21 protein-coding genes are annotated in these 20,666 nt (G+C 67.8%); 12 read left to right on the top strand and 9 right to left on the bottom strand.

The annotated features are described in order from the left end of the window. Window positions 1-16 precede the first annotated feature (16 nt). Genes ACFU5V_RS36460 through ACFU5V_RS36440 form a run of 5 tightly spaced genes read left to right on the top strand, consistent with a single transcriptional unit; the run spans window position 17 to window position 5,103 of the window. Window positions 17-1,540: an ABC transporter substrate-binding protein gene (locus ACFU5V_RS36460; RefSeq protein WP_378705517.1), complete on the top strand. Its 1,524-nt coding sequence runs from the start codon at window positions 17-19 to the stop codon at window positions 1,538-1,540. After that, window positions 1,537-2,562, top strand: a complete 1,026-nt coding sequence (locus ACFU5V_RS36455; RefSeq protein WP_378440795.1) for an ABC transporter permease — start codon at window positions 1,537-1,539, stop codon at window positions 2,560-2,562. Before ACFU5V_RS36460 ends, ACFU5V_RS36455 begins: the two co-directional genes overlap by 4 nt. A 7-nt stretch (window positions 2,563-2,569) precedes the next feature. Then, a complete protein-coding gene (locus ACFU5V_RS36450; RefSeq protein WP_378705514.1) occupies window positions 2,570-3,427 on the top strand; it encodes an ABC transporter permease in 858 nt (285 codons plus the stop codon). Further along, window positions 3,417-4,283 (top strand): ABC transporter ATP-binding protein, encoded by an 867-nt coding sequence (locus tag ACFU5V_RS36445; RefSeq protein ID WP_378705511.1) that lies wholly within the window; start codon window positions 3,417-3,419, stop codon window positions 4,281-4,283. Before ACFU5V_RS36450 ends, ACFU5V_RS36445 begins: the two co-directional genes overlap by 11 nt. Next, window positions 4,276-5,103, top strand: coding sequence for an ABC transporter ATP-binding protein (locus ACFU5V_RS36440; protein ID WP_378705508.1), 828 nt, complete (start codon window positions 4,276-4,278; stop codon window positions 5,101-5,103). Before ACFU5V_RS36445 ends, ACFU5V_RS36440 begins: the two co-directional genes overlap by 8 nt. Before the next feature lie 41 nt (window positions 5,104-5,144). On the opposite strand, the gene ACFU5V_RS36435 is transcribed toward ACFU5V_RS36440, so the two are convergent. From ACFU5V_RS36435 to ACFU5V_RS36425, 3 genes are read right to left on the bottom strand one after another with little or no spacing between them, the layout of a single operon-like run. Further along, a complete protein-coding gene (locus tag ACFU5V_RS36435; RefSeq protein WP_378442552.1) occupies window positions 5,145-5,807 on the bottom strand; it encodes a methionine ABC transporter permease in 663 nt (220 codons plus the stop codon). Continuing rightward, window positions 5,804-6,826, bottom strand: coding sequence for a methionine ABC transporter ATP-binding protein (locus ACFU5V_RS36430; RefSeq protein ID WP_378705506.1), 1,023 nt, complete (start codon window positions 6,824-6,826; stop codon window positions 5,804-5,806). The genes ACFU5V_RS36435 and ACFU5V_RS36430 overlap by 4 nt, the downstream gene beginning before the upstream one ends. Further along, complete coding sequence (locus ACFU5V_RS36425; protein ID WP_378705503.1) at window positions 6,827-7,699, bottom strand: MetQ/NlpA family ABC transporter substrate-binding protein; 873 nt, start codon at window positions 7,697-7,699, stop codon at window positions 6,827-6,829. Window positions 7,700-7,898: 199 nt separating this feature from the next. Between ACFU5V_RS36425 and ACFU5V_RS36420 the strand changes: the two genes are divergently transcribed. From ACFU5V_RS36420 to ACFU5V_RS36410, 3 genes are read left to right on the top strand one after another with little or no spacing between them, the layout of a single operon-like run. After that, window positions 7,899-8,408 (top strand): NADPH-dependent FMN reductase, encoded by a 510-nt coding sequence (locus ACFU5V_RS36420; RefSeq protein ID WP_378430353.1) that lies wholly within the window; start codon window positions 7,899-7,901, stop codon window positions 8,406-8,408. Then, window positions 8,405-8,905, top strand: a complete 501-nt coding sequence (locus ACFU5V_RS36415; protein WP_072944120.1) for a flavin reductase family protein — start codon at window positions 8,405-8,407, stop codon at window positions 8,903-8,905. Before ACFU5V_RS36420 ends, ACFU5V_RS36415 begins: the two co-directional genes overlap by 4 nt. A gap of 9 nt (window positions 8,906-8,914) precedes the next feature. After that, entirely contained in the window at window positions 8,915-9,625 is a 711-nt protein-coding gene (locus tag ACFU5V_RS36410; protein WP_378705500.1) for a GNAT family N-acetyltransferase, read from the top strand. Window positions 9,626-9,648: 23 nt separating this feature from the next. Here the strand turns inward: ACFU5V_RS36410 and ACFU5V_RS36405 are convergent, their stop codons facing one another. The 6 genes from ACFU5V_RS36405 to ACFU5V_RS36380 all read right to left on the bottom strand — a co-directional run bounded on the left by ACFU5V_RS36405 (window position 9,649) and on the right by ACFU5V_RS36380 (window position 15,116). Continuing rightward, on the bottom strand, window positions 9,649-10,932 hold the full coding sequence (locus ACFU5V_RS36405; protein ID WP_378705497.1) for an NtaA/DmoA family FMN-dependent monooxygenase: 1,284 nt from the start codon (window positions 10,930-10,932) through the stop codon (window positions 9,649-9,651). Next, complete coding sequence (locus ACFU5V_RS36400; RefSeq protein ID WP_378430356.1) at window positions 10,932-11,858, bottom strand: MetQ/NlpA family ABC transporter substrate-binding protein; 927 nt, start codon at window positions 11,856-11,858, stop codon at window positions 10,932-10,934. The genes ACFU5V_RS36405 and ACFU5V_RS36400 overlap by 1 nt, the downstream gene beginning before the upstream one ends. A 36-nt stretch (window positions 11,859-11,894) precedes the next feature. Then, entirely contained in the window at window positions 11,895-12,584 is a 690-nt protein-coding gene (locus tag ACFU5V_RS36395) for a methionine ABC transporter permease (RefSeq protein ID WP_276135988.1), read from the bottom strand. Beyond that, window positions 12,581-13,597: a methionine ABC transporter ATP-binding protein gene (locus ACFU5V_RS36390; RefSeq protein WP_378705494.1), complete on the bottom strand. Its 1,017-nt coding sequence runs from the start codon at window positions 13,595-13,597 to the stop codon at window positions 12,581-12,583. The genes ACFU5V_RS36395 and ACFU5V_RS36390 overlap by 4 nt, the downstream gene beginning before the upstream one ends. A 150-nt stretch (window positions 13,598-13,747) precedes the next feature. Next, entirely contained in the window at window positions 13,748-14,665 is a 918-nt protein-coding gene (locus ACFU5V_RS36385) for an LLM class flavin-dependent oxidoreductase (protein ID WP_378705491.1), read from the bottom strand. A 58-nt stretch (window positions 14,666-14,723) separates the two neighbouring features. Beyond that, window positions 14,724-15,116 (bottom strand): DUF3592 domain-containing protein, encoded by a 393-nt coding sequence (locus ACFU5V_RS36380; protein ID WP_378705489.1) that lies wholly within the window; start codon window positions 15,114-15,116, stop codon window positions 14,724-14,726. Window positions 15,117-15,363: 247 nt separating this feature from the next. Here ACFU5V_RS36380 and ACFU5V_RS36375 point away from each other — a divergent pair, with 247 nt between their 5' ends. Genes ACFU5V_RS36375 through ACFU5V_RS36360 form a run of 4 tightly spaced genes read left to right on the top strand, consistent with a single transcriptional unit; the run spans window position 15,364 to window position 20,551 of the window. Beyond that, window positions 15,364-16,329 (top strand): ABC transporter permease, encoded by a 966-nt coding sequence (locus ACFU5V_RS36375; RefSeq protein ID WP_378430360.1) that lies wholly within the window; start codon window positions 15,364-15,366, stop codon window positions 16,327-16,329. Next, window positions 16,326-17,195, top strand: a complete 870-nt coding sequence (locus ACFU5V_RS36370) for an ABC transporter permease (protein ID WP_378430361.1) — start codon at window positions 16,326-16,328, stop codon at window positions 17,193-17,195. The genes ACFU5V_RS36375 and ACFU5V_RS36370 overlap by 4 nt, the downstream gene beginning before the upstream one ends. Beyond that, window positions 17,195-18,874 (top strand): dipeptide ABC transporter ATP-binding protein, encoded by a 1,680-nt coding sequence (locus ACFU5V_RS36365; protein ID WP_378705486.1) that lies wholly within the window; start codon window positions 17,195-17,197, stop codon window positions 18,872-18,874. The genes ACFU5V_RS36370 and ACFU5V_RS36365 overlap by 1 nt, the downstream gene beginning before the upstream one ends. Window positions 18,875-18,925: 51 nt before the next feature. Continuing rightward, entirely contained in the window at window positions 18,926-20,551 is a 1,626-nt protein-coding gene (locus ACFU5V_RS36360) for an ABC transporter substrate-binding protein (RefSeq protein WP_378705483.1), read from the top strand. The last annotated feature ends 115 nt before the right edge of the window (window positions 20,552-20,666 follow it).

The following is a 20,666-nucleotide window of genomic DNA, read 5'->3' as shown; positions in this document are numbered from 1 at the left end:
TGGTCAGGAGCACCCAGTGAGCAAGAAGAGCCGGCGGATCGCCGGCGCCGTAATACTCGGAGTGATCGTCGGTCTCGTGGCCACCGCGTGCGGCGGTGGCAGCAGTTCGGACGGCGCCGAGGTCAAGTGGGCGTTCAACCTCCCCACCTCGTGGGATCCGGTGACGAGCCGGACCGGAAACGACATCAACACCATCAGCCTCGCGTATGCGTCGCTGACCCGGCTCGATGCCGAGGGCAACGTCGAACCGTCGCTCGCCGAGAGCTGGAAGTACAACGCCGACGGCACCGCGGTGACGTTCAGCCTGCGTGACGGTCTGACGTTCTCCGACGGGACCACCCTCGATTCGCAGGCAGTGAAGGCGTTCTTCGACCGGGGCAAGACCCAGGACGATTCGTTCCTGCGCGATCAGCTCGCCGGCGTCACCGAGGTCACGGCAGACACCGCCACCGACGTCACGCTGCACCTGGCCGACGCCGACTACCAGATCCCGTACCTGGTCGCCGGGCGCACCGGTGCGATCGCCAGCCCGACGGCGGCCGCCGACCCGCAGAAGCTCAGCGTGTGGCCGGTCGGGGCCGGTCCGTTCACGATCACCGATTTCGTCGCCGAGGATCACGCGTACTTCGAGAAGAACCCGAACTACTGGGACGCCGAGAACATTCACATCGACCACTTCGAACTCAGCGTCGCCCCGGACCCGGCCACTCTCGTCGCCGGTGTCCAGTCCGGCTCCATCGACTTCGCGACGCTGCCTGCGTTGCAGTCCAAGGAAGCCGAGGCCGCCGGCCTCGACGTGACCGTGAAGCCGTCGCTCGCCGCGAACGACGTGTCCATCAACCTCAACAAGGCCCCGTTCGACAACCCGAAGATCGTCGAGGCGTTCCGCTACGCATTCGACCGCCAGGCATTCGTCGACGCCATCACGAACGGGCTGGGGAGCACCACCAGCCAGCCGTTCCCCGACGGCTACCTCGCGTTCAACCCGGAGATCGAGAAGCTCTGGAACTACGACCCCGACAAGGCATCTCGTCTCCTCACCGAGGCGGGCTATGCGCCCGGGCAGTTGTCGATCGAGATCACGGCGCAGTCGGCGGCCACCAACCGTGCGGAACTCGTGCAGTCGCAGCTGAAGAAGATCGGCGTCGAGTCCACGATCAAGGTGGTCCCGCCCGGTTCGTCGACGTGGCAGAGCGAGGTCTACATCGCGAAGAACCCGCAGCTGGCCACGGACGGCACCATCGGACGTGAATCCCCGGTGCAGAATCTGCTCGCCGTCTACGGTCCGGAAGGCATCATGAACCTCAGCGGCCCGCACGCGTCGCCGGAGTTCACCGCCGCACTCGACACCGTGCGCCGCACCCCGCTCGAGGACCCGCAGTACAAGCCCCGGTTGTGGGAGGCCGTCAAGGTCGGTGTCGAGCAGTCGCCGACGAATTACCTCTTCAGCAACCCGTGGATCATCGTGTCCAACCCGGACCTGAAGAACCTCAACATCCTGCCGTCCCAGGTTCGCTGGGAAGGCGTCACGGTCTCGTGACCACCGCAGACATCGAGGCCGCAGGCACCGGGAGGACATTCGCTCTCCCGGTGCCTGCGGGTGCGCTCGGCACGGCGGCGCGGGTCGTGCTCGGCACCGTGCTGATCGTGGTCCCGGTCTTCCTGTTCTCCACCCTGATCACGTTCCTGCTCGGTGCGGCCAGCGGGCTGAATCCGGCCGCCGGCATCGCCGGTGACGCCGCGACCCCGGAGACGATCGCCCGGATCAACGCCGAGTTCGGGCTGGACAAGCCGGTCTGGCAGCAGTACGTCGACTGGATGTCGAGCATGCTGAGCGGCGACCTCGGTGTCTCGTGGTTCAGCAAGATCCCGGTCAGCGAGTTGATCGGTGAGCGGCTCGCCGTCAGTGCCTCCATCGCCGGTGTCGCGCTGGTCATCGGACTCGTCCTCGGTGTCGGGCTCGGGGTGCTCGCAGCCGTCTACAAGGGCAGCCTGCTCGACCGGGTGATCACCGCCTACACGTCGGTGGCGTCGACGCTGCCGCCGTTCGTCATCTCCATCGGACTGATCCTCGTCTTCAGCGTCGGGTTGCACTGGCTGCCGTCGGCCGGGTACGTCCCGCCGGACGAGAACTTCGGCCGCTGGCTGTCGCTGATCATCATGCCCGCGATCGCGCTGAGCATGGACGTCGTCGCCGACATCGCGCGGCAGCTCCGCACCGGACTGGTCGCGGAACTGGATCAGAACTACGTCACCGGCGCGGTGGTGCGGGGCATCGGCCCGTCACGGATCCTGTTCGTGCACGCCCTGCGCAACGGCAGCGGTCCCGCGCTGTCGATCCTGGGCATGAAGATCCCCACGCTCATCGGCGGCGCCGTCGTGATGGAGACAATGTTCTCGATGCCCGGCTTCGGTCGCCTCGCCGCCGACTCCGCGCTGCGCGGGGACGTTCCGATCGTTCAGGGAACGCTCGTCGTGGCGATCGTGTTCGTGCTGTTCTGCAACATCGTCGTCAACATCGCCCAGAGCGTCCTGCAGCCGGCCACCAAGCGGAGAGACTGAACATCCCATGCTCACAGCAATTCTGCGCTATCACTCCGCCCGAGCCGCGGTGATCGTCCTCGGCCTGATCGTGGCCCTCGCGCTCTTCGGGCCCGCGCTCGCGCCGTTCGACCCGCTCGAACAGGACACGTCGGCAATCCTGCAGGGCCCGAGCGGAACTCACTGGCTCGGCACGGACAACGTCGGACGGGACGTGTTCAGCCGGTTGCTGGCCGGATCGACCGTGTCGGTGCTGTCCGCGCTGCAATGCGTCGTGGTCGGATTCCTCCTCGGCGTGATCCCGGGCTTCCTGTCGGTGTATCTGGGACGCGGCGTGGAATGGTTCACGCTCCGGCTGATGGACGCGCTGATCACGCTGCCGTTCCTCGTGTTCGCCGTCGCGATGACCGCGCTGCTCGGAAACGGTCTCGCGCAGGCGATGTTCGCGGTCGGCATCCTCATCGCGCCCGCGTTCTACCGGGTCACGCGCGCCGCGGCGCTGACGGTGGCCAACTCCCAGTACGTCGAGGCCGCCGAACTCATGGGCGCCGACACGTCCTGGATCATCCGCCGTCACGCGGTGCGCAAGGTGCTGCCCGCGGTGGGGGTGACATTCGCCGCGATGACCGGCGCCAGCCTCGTCATCGTGTCTTCGCTGACGTTCCTCGGGATCGGCGTCGTCCCGCCCGACCCCACCTGGGGCGGACTCCTCGCCAGCGGACTGCAGTACCTCTACCAGGTTCCGTTCGGTCCCGTCGTCCCCGCGCTGCTGATCGTGGCGACCGTGTGGGCACTCAATGCCATCGCCGACGCACTGCGCGATGTAACCGGCCGACCCACACGACGCGCCCCCAGGAAACAGGAGGTCACCTCGGATGTCCACTGACACACTCGATGCCACGTCGGCACCGGACACCACACGCCCCCGCAGGCCGGTGCTCACCGTCAGCGATCTGCGTATCGCCCTCGACGACGGAACCGAACTGGTCCGCGGCGTCGACTTCTCCCTCGCACCCGGGGGAGCGCTCGGGATCGTCGGCGAATCGGGAAGCGGAAAATCGTTGACCTGCCGTGCCATCCTCGGAATCCTGCCCGGCGGAATCGACGTCACCGCAGGCTCGATCGACTTCGACGGCATCGAACTCACCGACCTCGGGCGCAAACAGTGGCGACCCCTGCGCGGCACCCGCGTCGCCGCCGTGTTCCAGGACCCGGCGTCCTACCTGAACCCGTCCATCCGGGTCGGTGAACAGCTCGCCGAGGCGCTCCGGTCCACGCTCGGACTGTCCCGCGCCGACGCCAAGCGGCGCGGCCTCGAACTGTTCCGGAAGATGGGGCTGACCGACGCGGACACCGTGTACCGCCAGTACCCGCACGAACTGTCCGGGGGCATGCTCCAGCGGGTGCTCATCGCGATCGCGGTGTCCGCGGAACCGGAACTCCTCATCGCGGACGAGGCGACCACCGCCCTGGACGTCACCGTTCAGGCCGAGGTCCTCGACCTCCTCGAGGACCTGCGCGAGGAACTGGGCCTCGCTCTCGTCCTCGTCTCGCACGACCTGGCCGTGGTCGCTCAGGTCTGCGACACCGTGATCGTCATGCGGGACGGCGCCGTCGTCGAATCCGGGCGGGCGGCAGACCTGCTCACCGCGCCACGGCACGAATACACCCGCCAACTCGTCGACAACCATCGCGAATACGGGCTCGAGTCGTTCACCGGGAAGGAGGCCGCTCGTGTCTGAGCCGTTGCTGCGCATGACCGACGTCCGGGTAGAACGTGGGTCCCGTGGCGCCCGCACGCAGATCCTGCACGGCGTCGACCTGACGATCGACGTCGGCGAGAAGGTGGGTCTGATCGGCGAGAGCGGTTCCGGGAAAACGACACTGGCCCGCACGATTCTCGGTCTGATCACCCCGACGACCGGGTCGGTCGAGATCCGCGGGCAGCGCGTCGACGACCTGTCCACGGCACAACGCCGGGCACACCGGCGCACGGGGACCGTCCAGTACGTGTTCCAGGATCCGCTGCTGAGCCTCGACCCGGACATTCCGGTGGGCGAGTCGATCGCCGAGGGGCTCACCGTGCGGGGCGGACTGGACCGTGACGTCGTGCGGTCGAAGGTCGCGGCGGTACTGGGCAGCGTGGGCCTCGACGCCGGCATCGCGGCGCGGATTCCAGCCGAACTGTCGGGTGGGCAACGCCAGCGGATCGCGATCGCGCGGGCCCTGGTGCTGGACCCGTCGTTGCTGCTGCTCGACGAACCGGTCAGCGCCCTCGACTCGGTCAACCGCATCCAGATCCTGAAACTGCTCACCGAACTCGGGCATGCGCGGCGACTCGCTCAGCTGTTCATCTCCCACGATCTGGGGGCCGTCGCCGCGCTGGTCGACCGGATCGTCGTGCTTTACCGCGGCAACATCGTCGAGGACGGACCGACCTACCAGGTGATCTCCGATCCGCAGCACCCCTACACCGCGCTCCTCGTCGGATCGGCGCCGACGTTGAGTGGTGGCGCCGTGACCCGCGAGCGTCGCCGCGAACTGAGGCTCCGCCTCCCGTGAGTACTTGTTAACCGCCCGCGGTTAACAAGTACTCACGGGTGCTAGCGGCGCAATGCCTTTCGCGCCAGCCAGTTGCCCAAGAACTGGGAGGCCTGCACGAGCAGGATGATGACGAGGGTGGCGACGAGGGTCACCTGCCAGTTGAAGCGCTGGTAGCCGTAGACGATGGCGAAGTCGCCGAGCCCGCCGCCGCCGATGGTGCCCGCCATCGCGGACATGTCGACGATGCCGATGAGGACGAACGTGTATCCGAGGATCAACGGGCCCAGGGCTTCGGGGATCAGCAGGGTGACGATGATCCGCAGGGGACCGGCGCCCATCGCGCGGGCCGCCTCGATCACGCCGGGGTCGACGGTCACCAGATTCTGTTCCACGATGCGGGCGATGGCGAACGACGACGCGATGATCATCACGAAGATCGCGGCCTCGGTGCCGATGGTCCGGCCGACCACGGCGAGGGTCACGGGCCCCAGTGCGGCGAGCAGGATGATGAACGGAATCGGCCGCACGATGTTCACCAGGATGTTCAGCACCGTGTAGGCGGCCGTGTTCTGGAGGATCCCGCCGTTCCTGGTGGCGTACAGCAGCGTGCCGACCACGAGCCCGATCAGCCCGCCGACCACCAGGGTGATCACCACCATGTAGATGGTGGTGCCGATGGATTCGAACAGTACGGGGCGCAGTTTGTCCCAGTTCGTGGTCATGCCTGTACTTCCTCGACATCGGTGACGGTCCGCAACCGGCGGATCACGTCGTCGATGCCGTCGTCGGGGCCGACGAGTTCGAGCGTGAGACTGCCGAACGAGCGGTCCTGCAGGGTGGTGATGCCGCCGTACACGATTTCGAATCGGACACCGTGCCCGCCCGCATCGGAGAGGACGTCGCCGATGCGGCTGCCGTCCCGCACGTCGGCGGTGACGATCCGGCCCCCGAAACGCGCGCGGAGCCGCTCCAGGTCGGCCGGTTCCGGGCGGTTGCGCAGGATCGTGCTGACGAAGCTCTTCGACGCCGGCGCCTGTGGTTCGGAGAAGACGTCGAACACGGTGCCGAGTTCCACGACACGGCCCTCCGCCAGCACGGCGACACGATCCGCGACGGCCCGGACGACGTCCATCTCGTGGGTGATCACCACGATCGTGACGCCGAGTTCCCGGTTCACCTTGCGGAGCAGGCGAAGCACGTCCTGCGTGGTCTCCGGGTCCAGGGCGCTGGTGGACTCGTCGGCGAGCAGCAGGTCCGGCGACGTCGCCAGCGCGCGGGCGATCCCGACCCGCTGCTTCTGCCCGCCGGACAGCTGGTCGGGGTAGGCCCGAGCCTTGTCGGACAGGCCGACGAACGCGAGCAGTTCGGCGACGCGTTCGCGGCGTTTCTGTCGCGGCCACCCGGCCACGACGAGGGGGTAGGCCACGTTCCCGGCGACGGTGCGGGAGCGGAACAGGTTGAACTGCTGGAAGATCATGCCGATCTTCGCGCGCACGTGCCGGAGTTTCGATTCCGGCAGTGCGGTGATGTCGACGTCGTCGACGACGACGCGCCCACCGGTGGGGCGTTCCAGGCCGTTGATCAGCCGGACCAGCGTGCTCTTCCCGGCCCCCGAGTAGCCGATGACCCCGAAGATCTCACCTCGCTCGATGGCGAGATCGACGGCGTCGACGGCGGTGAGTGTCTTCTTTCCGGTTTGGAAGGTTTTGGTGACGGATTCGAATCGGACGATCGGTGTCATCTACTTGGCCGAACGAATTCCCTCTTCGACCCGCGACAGGATCTGCTGGAGCTGGGCACCGTCCCGTTCGACCTCGACGGACGTTCCCTTCGACTCCTCGCGCACGGCGGACTGGATTTCGGGGTCGTGCCAGATCTTCACGAGTTCGAGGTACGTCGCGTTGTCCTTGTCGTCGGCGCGGGTGACGAACGTGTTGATGTACGGCTCGGCGGCGGGGCTCGACGGGTCGTCCTTGTAGAGGGCCGATGCGGGGTCGATGCCCGAACGCTCGAGGAACGTGTTGTTGACGATCGCACCGTCCACGGAGGCGAGGGACAGCGCGGTCTGCGCGGCGTCGACCGGCGTCACCTTCACCTTGGACGCCCCCGCGGCGATGTCGGCGGGCGTGGGGGACGGGTTGTCGCCGGTCAGGGTGAGCAGGCCGGCGCCCTTCAGCACGAACAGGGCACGGGCCTGGTTGCTGGGATCGTTGGGGATCGCGATCTCCCCGCCCTGCGGAATGTCGGCGACACTCTGGTGCTTCTGCGAGTACAGGCCGAGCGGCACGATCTGGGTGGCGCCGATCGGGGTGAGGTCGTCGTCGGCGCCGGTGTTGTACTCGCCGAGGAACTGCAGGTGCTGGAAGAGGTTGGCGTCGATCTGCCCCTGCGACAGGGCGATGTTCGGCTGGGAGTAGTCGGAGAAATTCACGACGTCGAGCGTGATGCCCGCATCCTTCGCCTTCTCTTCGAAGATCTCCCACGAGCGGTCACTGGCCTCGGTGGTTCCGATCCGCACCGTGTCGCCGTCGGCGCTGCCGGATCCACCGGAGCACGCTGTCAGTACCGCCAGCAGTGGAACGGCGGCAATGGCGAGAGAACGGCTGAACTTCACGGAAAATCCCCACGATCGATCGGCTGACCACGGAGTGTGGCCGCTGACAAATTAGCCCGTCCGAGCGCGGTGCGGAATGGTTTCGATCGACGTGATTCGAAAGGAGCCGGCTCGACTTCCGTTCCTGCCCAGCACTATTCGACCGGACCGGCCGCGTGCTCTAGGGTGGCAGCGTAGACATGTGGAAGGTGATGAAGCAATGAAGGTAACGGTAGTGGCCGGCAATCCCAAGCCCGGTTCACGGACGCTGGACGCGGCCGGTCTGGTCGCGGCCGCGATCACGGGGGCGGCCGCCAGTTCCACGGTCGACGTGATCGAGCTCGGCCCGGGACTGCTCGGTTGGGGCGACGAGAAGGTCGCGGCGGCGGTGGACACGGTCGCGTCGTCGGATCTGGTGGTGTTCGCCAGCCCCACGTTCAAGGCGTCGTACACGGGTGTGCTGAAACTGTTCCTCGACCAGTTCGCGACCGGCGACGGCCTGAAGGACGTCGTGGTGGTGCCGCTGATGCTCGGAGCCGGCCCGGCACACGCCATGGCGCCGGACCTGCTGCTCAAACCGGTGCTCGTCGAACTGGGCGCCACCGCCCCCGCGCCGGGCCTCTACCTCATCGACACCACCTACACCACCGACACACGCATCGCCGACTACACCGAGCGGTGGGGTTCGATCCTCACCGCGGCGGCCCGGACCCGGACGGAACTCTCATGACACAGGCAGACGGCACACTGGACAAGACGTCGCTCCGGGAGGCGTTCGGACATTTCCCGAGCGGTGTCGTCGCCGTCTGCGCCGAAGTCGACGGTGAACGGGTCGGGATGGCGGCGAGCACGTTCGTGCCCGTGTCGCTGGAGCCGCCGCTCGTCGCGTTCTGCGTGCAGAACACGTCCACGACGTGGCCGAAGCTCGCGGACCTCGAGCACGTCGGGATCAGCGTGCTCGGCGAGGCGCACGACGCGGCCGCCCGGGTCCTCGCCGCGAAGACGGGTGACCGGTTCGCGGGCCTCGACACCGAGACCACCGACGGCGGTGCGTTGTTCATCGACGGCGCGTCGGTGTGGCTCGACACCACCGTCACCCAGCAGGTGCCCGCGGGCGATCACGCGATCGTGGTCCTGCGGATCAACGAGCTGCGGGTGCAGTCGGAGATCGAGCCGATCGTGTTCCACCGCAGCCGGTTCCGCTGGCTCCGCACCGTCGCGTCGTAACCGAGCGCGATGACCACGGAACTGACGGCCCCGGCCGAGACGGACGTCCATCCTCTGGACGATGCGATTCGCGAATCCCTGGGCGGCGAGCACGCGCATTTCGCCCGGTGGTCGGGCAGGGTGGCGCGGTATCACCCGGATGTCGCGCCGCACGTCGGGCACCCGGACACCCTGGTGGACGAGGACTGGGCGGATCTGGCAGCATTGCTCGGCCCGTCCGCGACGGCTGCGCTCCGCGGATTCGGGCACACGCCGCCGCCGGGCTGGGAGGTTCTGAACTCCTTCGGCCTGGTCCAGATGGACGGCACCGCGCTGGACGTCGCACCGGACCCGGACGCCGAGGTCCTCGGCGCGGACGATGTTCCGGAAATCCTGGACCTGATCGGCCGCACCCGGCCCGGGCCGTACCTTCCGCGGACCATCGAGATGGGGACCTACCTCGGGTTTCGGGTCGACGGCGAGCTCGTCGCCATGGCGGGAGAGCGGCTGCACCCGCCCGGCTGGACCGAGATCAGCGCGGTCTGCACCGACGAGCGTTTCCGGGGCCGCGGATTCGGTGCCCGTCTCGTCCGCGCCGTCGGAGCCGGTATCCGCGCTCGCGGGGAGACGCCGTTCCTGCACGCGGCGCAATCGAACACGACGGCGATCCGGCTGTACGAGAGCCTGGGTTTCACCCTCCGCAGGCAGTCCGCCCTCACCGTCGTCCGGACACCCGCGTAGGCGGCTCCGCCGCCCGTGCGTGGTTAACGAGTCCCTGCACTCGTCAACCACTCACGGGGAGCGAAGCGCCCTCGCAGCGTGGACTCCGCGTACTCGTGCCGGAAGATCCCCTTCTCGCGCAGGAGCGGTACGACGTGATCGACGAAATCGGTGAGGCCTGAGGGGAATCCGTCCGGCATCAGGTTGAAACCGTCCGCCGCCCCTGCCACGAACCATTCCTCGATGGTGTCGGCGATCTGTTCGGGGGAGCCCACGACGAGCCGGTGCCCGAAACCGCCTGCCTTGCGCAGAAGTTCGGACACCGAGTACCGGCTCTCCAATGCCAGCCGCACGACTGCTTCCCGGAACCCGAGGGAACCGGAGAACGACGGGTCGACCGGCGCCAGCAGCAGGTCCTCCGGGATCGGCCGGTCCGGGTCGAGTGAGCTGAGGTCGACGCCGAGCATCCCGCCGAGCCGCTCGGCGGAGAAGCCGTCGGCGGCCTTGGACTCCCAGTCCTCGTACCGGGCGATCGCCTCGGCCTCCGTGCTGCCGACCACCGTGACGAGGCCGGGCAGGATCTTCACCGACGCGGGGTCGCGACCGGCCGCGCGCGCGACGTCCTTGACCTCCCGGTAGTGCTGCCGCCCGGCGTCGAGGGTGAGTTCCGCCGAGAACACCGCGTCGGCGCTGCGTCCGGCCAGCGCGCGGCCCTGCGGCGAACCGCCGGCCTGCACGAGCAGCGGGCGACCCTGCGGCGACGGCGGCACAGGCAGCACGCCGTGCACGTGGAAGTATTCCCCGTCGTGGTGCACCGGTACCCGGGTGGCCGCCGATTCCCACAGCGCCGTGACGACGTCCACGAACTCCGAGGCCCGGCGGTACCGCGCCTCGCGGTCGGGGATCCGGGAGAGACCGAAGTTGTGGGCCGTGCCGGCGTGGAACGTGGTCACCACATTCCACGCCACCCGCCCGCCGGACACGACGTCGAGGGACAGGAACCGGTCCGCCAGGTCGAACGGGTCGTTGAACGTCGTCGACGCCGTGCCGATCAGCCCGAGGTGCTCCGTCGCGCTCGCCACCACCCCGAGAACGGTGGTGGGTTCGAGCGCCCGGGTCGGTTTGACGGCGGGATCCTCGCGGAGCGCGGGACCGTCCGCGAGGAACAGCGCGTCCAGCGTGCCTCGCTCCGCGATTCTCGCGACTTCGGCGTAGTAGTCGGGGTCGATGAACGACGTCGGGTGCAGATCGGGGGCCCGCCACGCGGACGGGTGGAAACCCACGTCCAGCACGTTGACGTTGAGGATGACCTCTCGTTGCGCGGGCATCAGCCGGCGGGCTTCGCGGCGGCGCCGTCGACGTTGGTCTGGCTGCGGTCGGTGGCCCGCGCCGATTCGATGCTCTGCGCCACCCGGGAGAAGAACGGGTCGCTGTCGATCAGCTGCCCGATCCGCGGGTCGTGGTAGGTGTCGAGCAGCGGCGCGAAGTCGGGGTTGTCCTTGTTCTTCTCGTTGATGACGACCTCGATCCAATACAGCTCGTAGGCGGGGGCGTTGAAGACGATCTTGTCGTCGGACACGTCGGCGAGATCGAAGTTGGAACGCCAGCCCAGCGCCAGATCGACGTCGGGGAGCGTGCGCGGCAACTGCGCCAGCGCGGCCTCGGTGAACTCGAACGACTTCGGGTTGTCCTTCACGTCGCGGATGGTCACGCGGGACGGGTCGACACCGTCCTTCAGCGTCAACTGGCCGAGGTCCTGCAGCGTCTGCAGGGCTTGCGCCTGGTTCGACGGGTCGTCGGGAATGGCGACCTTCGCGCCCTTCGGGAGATCCTCGAGCTTGTCGAACTTCTCGGAATAGCCCGAGAACTTCAGGACGTACCAGTCGCCGGCCGCATACAGTCCGAGGTTGCCGTCCTCGTTCTGCACGCGCATCCACTCCTGATGCTGGCTGTGGTTGGCGTCGATGTCGCCCTGGGAGACCGCCAGGTTCTTGAGCTTCGAATCCTCGATCTGCACCGGTTCGACGGTGATGCCGTGGTCGGGGGCGAGTTTCGCGACCTCCTTGGCGAGCTTCTCGTCGAGGATCGATCCGGCGGTGTACCCGATCTTGAACGTGGTCTGCGGGCCGTCGCCCTCGGTGCGGTCGTTGCCCCCGCCCGCGCCGCACGCGGTCAGGAGGAGCAGCAGTGTGGCCGTCAGTCCGCCTGCCGCGACAGCGCGGGCGCGCGTCACCGAGCGGGGTCGAGTCGTCATGGGTGTAGTCCTCTGATCTGAGTGGGAGTGAAAGGCTCAGCGCCGGTTGGTGAGGCGGGCGGCCAGATCGCCGACGAGTTGGATGACCTGGACCAGCACCACGAGCGCGATGACCGTCGTGATCATCACGGTGTTGTCGAATCGGTTGTAGCCGTACGCGATGGCGAGGTTGCCGATGCCGCCGGCTCCCACGGCGCCTGCTATCGCCGACATGTCGAGGATGCCGATCAACGCGATCGTCAGGGCGCCGATGATGGTCGGGACCGCTTCGTGGAGTTGCACTTTTCGGATGATCTGAAAGTTCGAGCCGGCCGACGCGCGGCCCACTTCCACGACCTCGGGGGGAACGTCCCGCAGCGAATTCTCGATCAGGCGCGCGACGTACGGGGTTGCGGCCAGCGTCATCGGAACGGCTGCCGCCTGCACCCCGAGCGACGTGCCGACGACGAAGCGGGTGAACGGGATGATGGCGGCCATCAGCACCAGGAACGGCAGCGATCGGCCGAGATTGACGACCCACCCGGCGACCGCGTTGACCGCGGGGTTGGGAAACAGTCCGCGGGGAGCGGTGTTGTGCAGCACGACCGCCAGCGGAGTGCCCAGCAGGATCGCCAGGATCACCGTGATCCCGACCATCTGCACGGTCTGTTGCAGGGCGGGCAGGAACAATTCGGGAAGTTCCTCGACGGGCGTCGAGATGGCCAGGACGACGCTGTCGGCGCTCATGCCGCCTCCTCCTCGGTGGCGGGGGCGGGCGCGTTGTCGTCGACCCGTGTCCCGTGCAGACCCCACGAGGACAGAAGCTCCCCGACCGACGGATGGTCACCGGCAACCGAGATGGTGACCCGGCCTGCGGGGCGTCCGCCGACCGACTCCACGGTCCCGGACAGCACCCCGATCGACCGGCCGGTGGCCGTGCCGAGACGCTCGATCCAGTTGGTGGGGACGGTGTCGGAGCCGTAGGTGACGTGCCACAGCACATCCCTGTCGTCCGCGGTGATGTGGGAACGGTCGGGGAGCAGCCCGACGCCGAGTTCGGAGCGCGGGTCGCGCAGGAGGTCGATCACCGGGCCCGATTCCACGACCCGTCCCGCGTCGAGGACGGTGACCACGTCGGCGACCTGGCGGACGACGTCCATCTCGTGGGTGATCAGCACGATCGTGAGCCCGAGGTCGTCGCGCAGTTCGCGGAGCAACGCGAGGATGGATCGGGTGGTGGCGGGGTCCAGTCCGGACGTCGCCTCGTCGGACACCAAGACCTTGGGGGCCAGTGCCAGCGAGCGGGCGATCCCCACACGTTGCCGCTGCCCGCCCGACAGTTGCCGGGGGTAGAGGTCGGCCTTGTCGGACAGTCCCACCCGCTCGAGCAGTTCCGCCACCCGCGCCCGTCGCTCGGCGCGGCCGACGCCGGCGAATTCCAGCGGCAGAGCCACGTTCTCGGCGGCGGTCCGCCGGGCGAGGAGGCTCGACGCCTGGAAGATCGTCCCGATCGCGCGGCGTTGTTCCCGCAGTCGCCGCTCGGACAGCCCGGAGACGTCCGTTCGTTCGAGGAGGATGCGGCCCTCGGACGGACGCTCGAGCAGGCTGATGATGCGCGACAGTGTGGTCTTGCCTGCCCCGCTCTGGCCGATCACCGCGGCGATCTGGCCGGTGCCGACGGTGAAGTCGATGTCGTGGAGCACCTCGACGGAGCGGGCTCTCTTCCCGAATCGTTTCGTGACGGAACGGACTTCGATCATGCTGCACCACCTGTATCGGATGACGGCACCGCGGGTCGGCCGCCGGGAGGGAGTCCTGGCCTGTGGGTGGGCCAGTGGGCTCCCGAAACGATAGGCGTGGGTAAACGGAAAGTCATGTGTAAGAATCGACTTGATCAGAAGGTGCGCTCGCTACCCGGGATACACCGGGCGGCGGCCGGTCGGGGCAGGCGCCGGATCGGGTAGCCGCAGCGTCGCCCGGAGCGACCGCTGCCGGTACCCGCGGGGCCGAGGCGGCTTCGCCCACGCGGAGAAGCCGGCGTCGAGGTCGGTGACGGTCGCGATGTGACCGTCCACGCCGGTGGCGTCGGGATCGTCGACGACGAACAGCAGGGCGCGCTCACGCACGGCCGGGCCGTGCCGGTCGACGTCGCCGCCGGCCAGCACGACGATGTCGGAAACCTCTGCTGCGGAGACGATGTCGTCGCCCTCCTGCGCCCACCACGCCACGGGGATCTTCTGCTGCGGCGGTGCCGGTACGTTGAGGGGGCCGGCGATGTCGAAGATCCCCTGGTGGTCGGCATAGACGATGCGGCCGGAATCGGCGAAGCGCACGTCGTCCGGGCGTCCACGGATCGTGTCGGCCGGCCAGCTCTCCCACAGCGTGCGGGAGGCGTGGATCGCGTCCGTCGTCACCGCGGGACTCGGCCCGGACTCGATCCACACCCCCGCCGAGGCCAGGTTGCCCGGCGCCGACCGGTCCTCCACGCCGGTGAGCCAGCCGACGCGGCCGCGGCTGGTGTGATCGAGTGAGGCCAGCCGGCGAGCCAGGTTGTACGGGTGGTCGAGGTGGGGGACGGCGGTGACGAACACACCGACGTCGGCGGTGGCGGCGATCAGCGCCGCGGCGGACACGCTGGGCGACAGGGCCGCGGTGGGCCGCGGAGCGGTCCGCGACACCCGTTCGACGCCGACGAGGACGAAGTCCGCCCCGGTCCGGTCGACGAACGCGGCGAGTTCGTCGACCCGGCCGCGGCGGATGGCGTCGACGAGCACGTGCTCACCGAGCGCGAGTCCGTAGAAGGTCCTGCTCCGCTGGATCACACTCATCCGAGGTCTCCCGGTGTCGGTTCGAGGGTCTGCTGTCGTGATGTCATCGCTAGTGGTGTCAAGGGGCATCTCCTGAGAAGAGGGCGACGATCGCGAGGGTGAAGGATGTGAGTCCCAGCGTGACCAGGAGCATCGATACGGACGCACTGCGCCGAAGGACGCTGGCCCGCGGATCCTGCGGGTCGTACCACAGCCAGAGGACCTGTCCGGAAACGAATTCGTTCCTGCATGCGTCGGACACGGCGGCGCCGAGTCCCGGACCGGGATCGAATGTCTTTCGCCGGCCGGTGAACTCGTCGCCCCCGACCCGGTAGGCGTAGGTGACCGGGGGTCGTACATCGACGACCGCGCATTCGGACCCGGTCCACGACCGCGACCGCCACAGCGCGAGGACGCCCGGAACCCCACGGAACAGGAGGAACGCACCCGCGACGATCCAGACGGTGACCACACGGGCGACGTTACGGCGGCGACGGTGGGGCCGTACAGCCTTCCCCGCAGCGTGAGCGGAACACCGTTTCCGCACGTGCACACGCCGGCGGTCGCATGAATGGTGTTGGACACCAGACATTTAGGCCGTGTGTTGAAATCAGGACGAGTGGAAGACTCGGATAATCGGTGGCCCTGAGCCTACGGTGGCCGTGCGAGAAACTTCGCAGAATTCCCACATCCGGCAGCATGTCCCGAAGGTGCGCGCAATGAGACCGAACTACTGGTACCTGGCGCGAAGGGTGGGGCAGGCGTTCGTCGTGATCGCCCTGTCTTACACCCTCGTGTTCTTCGTACTCAACGTTCTTCCCGGTAACCCGATCGAATCGCAGATCAACAGTCCCGAGAACCCGATTTCGGCGGAGGACGCCGAAGTGCTGATCGCCTATTACAACCTCGACAAGTCGGCGTTCGAGCAGTTCGCGCTCTCCGTGCAACGACTGGTCGTGCACGGCGACCTCGGCTATTCGCTGACGTCGGGCAAGTCTGTCGAACACCTGCTGTTCTCGGCGCTTCCCTCGACGCTGAAGCTGGCGTCCACGGCGTTGCTGCTCGCCATCGTGTTCGCCTTCGTCATCGCGCTGACAGCGGTGTTCGCGAAGGCCGCACGCGTCCGGGAAGCCGCGCGGGCCGTACCGGCGGCGTTTCTGTCGACGCCCTCGTTCATCGTCGGCCTGTTGCTGCTGCAGTTCTTCGCGTTCGAACTCGGGCTGGTCTCCGCCATCCGGGACGAGGGGGTGCGCTCGGTGATTCTGCCGGCCATCGCGCTGGCCATCCCCGTGTCCGCGCCCATCGCGCAGGTGCTCATCCAGGGGCTGCACAACGCGTCGGGTCAACCGTATGTCGACGTACTGCGGTCGAAGGGGCTGACGGAGAACCGGATCATCTTCCGGCACGTGCTCAAGAACGGGTCGATCCCGACGATCACGATCGTCGCCATCACGGTGGGGGAGCTGCTCGCGGGATCCGTCATCACCGAAACGGTGTTCTCCCGCACCGGAATCGGATATCTCACCGAACAAGCAGTCCGCAATCAGGACACCCCTGTCATCCAGGCGGTGGTGATTCTGGTGTCGGTCATCTTCGTCGTCGCGAACCTGCTCGCAGATCTCGCGTATCCGCTGATCGACACGAGGATCTCCTTCGCGCCGGACAAGAAAGTGGTCACAGCATGAGTGTCGACGCGCCTGTGCGGCGCGCACCGGTCGGCCCCGCCGCGACGCCGCGCGTGCCATGGGCACGCAGGCACGGGCTGAGCGCCGGCGACGTCCTGTCCGTGGTGTTCCTGCTCCTGGTGCTGCTGTGCATTCTGCTGCCGGGGGTGCTGGCGCCGTTCGATCCGCTCGCCGAGTCGCCGGAGCATCCGCTGGAGGGGCCGAGCCTCGGCCACCCGTTCGGTACCGACTACATCGGCCGCGACGTGCTCAGCCGCGTCATCCACGGTGCGGCGACCACCATCAGCGGTTCGGTCATCGCGGTGATCCTCGGACTGGTCGTCGGCAGTGTGCTCGGTCTGACGTCGGCGTACTTCGGCCGGGCCTACGACACCGCCGTCAGCCGCGTCGTCGACGTCCTGCTGTCCATTCCGGCACTGCTGCTGGCGATCACCATCATCGTCGCGCTGGGCTTCGGAACCGTCAACGCCGCAATCGCTGTCGGGGTCTCCTCCGTCGCGGTCTTCTGCCGGTTGATGCGTTCGGAGGTTCTCACGATCAAACACCAGCCGTTTGTCGAGGCCAGTGAGCATCTCGGCGCCGGCAAGATCTGGCTGCTGGGACGCCACATCCTCCCCAATGCGTACTCCTCGGTGCTGTCCCTGGCGGCGCTGCAGTTCGGCTCCGCGATCCTCTCCATCGCGGCACTGAGTTTCCTCGGGTACGGCGCCCAGCCGCCGAATCCGGAATGGGGCCTCCTCATCGCGGAGGGCCGCAACTACATCGCCACCGCGCCGTGGCTGGTGGCGTTCCCGAGCGTGGTCATCATCCTGACCGTGCTCAGCGTCGGCAAGTTGAGTCAGATCGTCCGGAAGCAGGTGGGTTGATGACAACGGTCGCGGAAGCACCGGTCACGAGTTCTGCCGGGCAGCGGGACGGCGGTCCGTTGATCGTCGCCCGGTCCCTGCACATCGAGTACGCGCCCGACTCCCCGCACCTGCCTGCCGCACAGGTGGTGAACGACGTGAGCTTTCACCTCGAGTGGGGGCAGACGCTCGCCGTGGTCGGGCAGTCGGGGTCGGGGAAGACGACCATCGCGCGGGCCGCCATCGGACTCCTGCCGGGCAACGGCCGGATCTCGTCCGGGAGCGTGCACATCCTGGGCCGGGACGTGACCGGGTACGGGCAGAAGCAGTGGCGCGACCTGCGGGGCGGCACCATCGGGTTCGTGCCGCAGGATCCGCTCGGTTCCCTCGACCCCCTGCAACGCGTTGGCGACCAGGTGGCGGAGACCCTCCTCGTGCACGGGCGGGCCACCCGCCGGGACGTCCGGTCGAAGGTGACGCGCCTGCTCGACCGCGTGGGGATCCGCAATCCCGCCGAGCGCGCACGCGCGTACCCGCACCAGCTGTCCGGCGGCCAGCTGCAGCGGGTGCTCATCGCCATCGCGATCGCGGTCGAGCCTGCGGTGCTCGTCGCGGACGAGCCGACGTCGGCGCTCGACGTCACCGTGCAGAAGCGCATTCTCGACCTCCTCGCCGACCTGCAGGACGAACTCGGACTCGGCATCCTGTTCATCACCCACGACCTGGCACTGGTACGCGACCACAGCGATTCGGTTCTGGTCCTCAACGAGGGCCGCGTCCGCGAGGCCGGACCCGCCGGCGACGTCCTGGATCACCCGAAGGACCCGTACACCGTGCAGCTCATGAGCGACGCGCCCGCACTCTCGCCCGGCAAGTACGCCGGCCGGAACACCGGGACGGGCGTGGCGACACCACTGCTCGAGGTCCGGAACCTGACGAAGACGTTCGCGACCGGCAGGCGCGGCAAGGGCGGGCAGGCGACGGTGGCCGCACTCGACTCGGTGTCGTTCTCCGTCGCCCGTGGCAGTACCCACGCACTGGTCGGCGAATCGGGCTCCGGCAAGACCACCACCGCGCGAATCATCGCCGGACTCAGCACGTTCGACTCCGGTGAGGTGTTGGCCGACGGCCGGCCACTGAAGACCGACCCGCGGTCGTACCGCCAGAATTCCCGGGTGCTGCAGACGGTGCAGCAGAATCCGCTGGCCGCGATGGACCCGCGCTACACCATCGCCGACGTGATCGAGGAACCGCTGCGCATCGCCGGATCGGGTGACCGGGCGAGCAGGCACTCCGCGGTGCGTGACGTGCTGGACAAGGTCGCGCTGCCGACCGAGGTGCTCGGGCGCAGGCCCCTGGAGATCTCCGGCGGTCAACGTCAGCGAGTGGTGCTGGCACGGGCGCTCGTCCTCGCCCCGAAGATCCTGGTGCTCGACGAGCCGACGTCGGCGCTGGATGTCACCGTGCAGGCGCAGATCGTCGACCTTCTCGTGGATCTGCAGGCCCAACTCGGTTTGACGTACCTGTTCATCTCCCACGACCTGAGCCTGGTCCGTCAGATCTCGGACACGGTGACCGTGCTCGAACACGGACGCCTCGTCGAGTCCGGTTCGGTCGCCGAGGTTTTCGGCAACCCGGCCGACCCGTACACGGCGCGCCTGATCGATGCGGTCCCCGGCCGGATTCCGCTCGCCGTCTGAATGCTTCCCAGTTTTCGACGCCACTTCACACAACCCGGAGGTTCACGGTTCATGGCACGCAGGTTCGGACGCTTCCGCCTGGCGGCGTGCATCGCGGCGACGGCGGTGGTGGTGGCGTCGTGCACTCAGACGCACGGTGCCACCGAGACGGCTTCGCAGGTCAAGCCGGGGGGAGACCTCGTGTACCTCGACGCCGAGGTGACGGCGTCGATGCAGATCCAGGTGTCGTACTGGCAGAACAGTCTCGTCAAGGATCAGCTTCTCGACCGACTGGTGTACCAGGATCCGGAGACGTTCGAATTCGAGCCGTGGATCGCGCAGAGCTGGACGGTCGACGACCCGGGAACCACCTACCAGTTCGTCATCCGCGACGGCGTCACCTACAGTGACGGCACCCCGTTGGACGTCGCCAGCGTGAAACGCAACATCGAATGGCTGGCCGAGGGTGACAAGCCGAAGGGGATTCCCCGCAACGCGTGGTTCCCGAAGGTGACGGCGGTCGACACGGACGCGGCCGCCCGCACGGTCACCGTGCACCTGGCGGAACCGAACGCCCCCTTCCTGGCGGCGTTGTCGATGAACACGGCCGGGCTCGTCGCGGACGCGACCATCGACGCGAGCAAGGAAGACCAGTCGGTGGTGACCAATCTGATCGGCAGCGGACCGTTCGTCGCGGAGTCGGAGATCCCGAACAAGGAGATCCGACTCGTCAAGCGTCGCGGGTACGACTGGGCGCCCGCCACCGCGAAGCATCAGGGCGAGGCGTACCTGGACTCGGTGACGGTGGTGCCGATCGAGGAGGACAGCATCCGCGTGGGTGCGTTGCGTTCCGGGGAGGGCGACGCCCTGCGGTACACCCAGCCGCCGGACGAGGCCCTGCTGCGGAAGGAGGGATTCACCGTTCTGGGACTGCGCACCCCGGGTCTGGCCAACGTCCTGGACGTGCGGCAGACCGCCGATTTCGTCGACGACGTCAACGTGCGCAAGGCGCTGATGTACGGAATCGATCGCGACCAGATCGTGTCCACCCTGTACTCGGACAACTGGAAACCCGCGAACAGCATCATCACCGAGGGTGCGCTGGGGTGGAAGGACCGCTCCGACGAGGTGCGGTTCGACCCGGACGAAGCGAACCGCCGGCTCGACGCGTCGGGCTGGACCGCGCGGGATGCCGACGGGATCCGGCAGAAGGACGGCAGGCCACTCGAGCTCAGCCTGTACATCGACGTCTACGACCACACGTCGAAACCGTTGTACGAACTCGTCCAGCGACAGCTCCGTGCGGTGGGAATCTCGCTGCAGCTGAGGCAGACCGACTTCGCGAACTACCCGAAGGCGACCGCCGATCCGAAACTGAGCCTGCGCCGCAACGGGTGGCCCACGGCCGACACCTTCCGGCTGACCCAGAACTACGACAGCGACCAGGGGGATCTGTTCCAGCTCGAAGGCAACGACCCGTATCTCGACGGCCTGCTGCGGTCGCAGGTCACCGAGACGGACCGGAACAAGCGGATCGCGCTGATCGAACAGATCCAGGATCACGTGATCGACAACGCCTACACGATCCCGCTTCTGCTCGACACCCAGATCTTCGCCGTGGCCCCGCACATCCACGATTTCCGCAATGCAGCCAACTCCGTGCCCTGGTTCTACGACACGTGGACCGAGCGTAAGTGAGTACCGCTGTGGAACACAATGTTTCATCCGGCGCCGCGTCCACAATCACACTGAGCGCAATGCTCGTCCGGGGCGTGACGCTCTGGGAAGGTGAGAGGCAATCGCGGAGAGGGGA

This window comes from Rhodococcus sp. NPDC057529 (assembly GCF_042802055.1).
Classification (GTDB): domain Bacteria; phylum Actinomycetota; class Actinomycetes; order Mycobacteriales; family Mycobacteriaceae; genus Rhodococcus_F.
The sequence above is the reverse complement of the archived record's forward strand: the minus strand, read 5'-3'. Positions and strand labels throughout refer to the sequence as shown.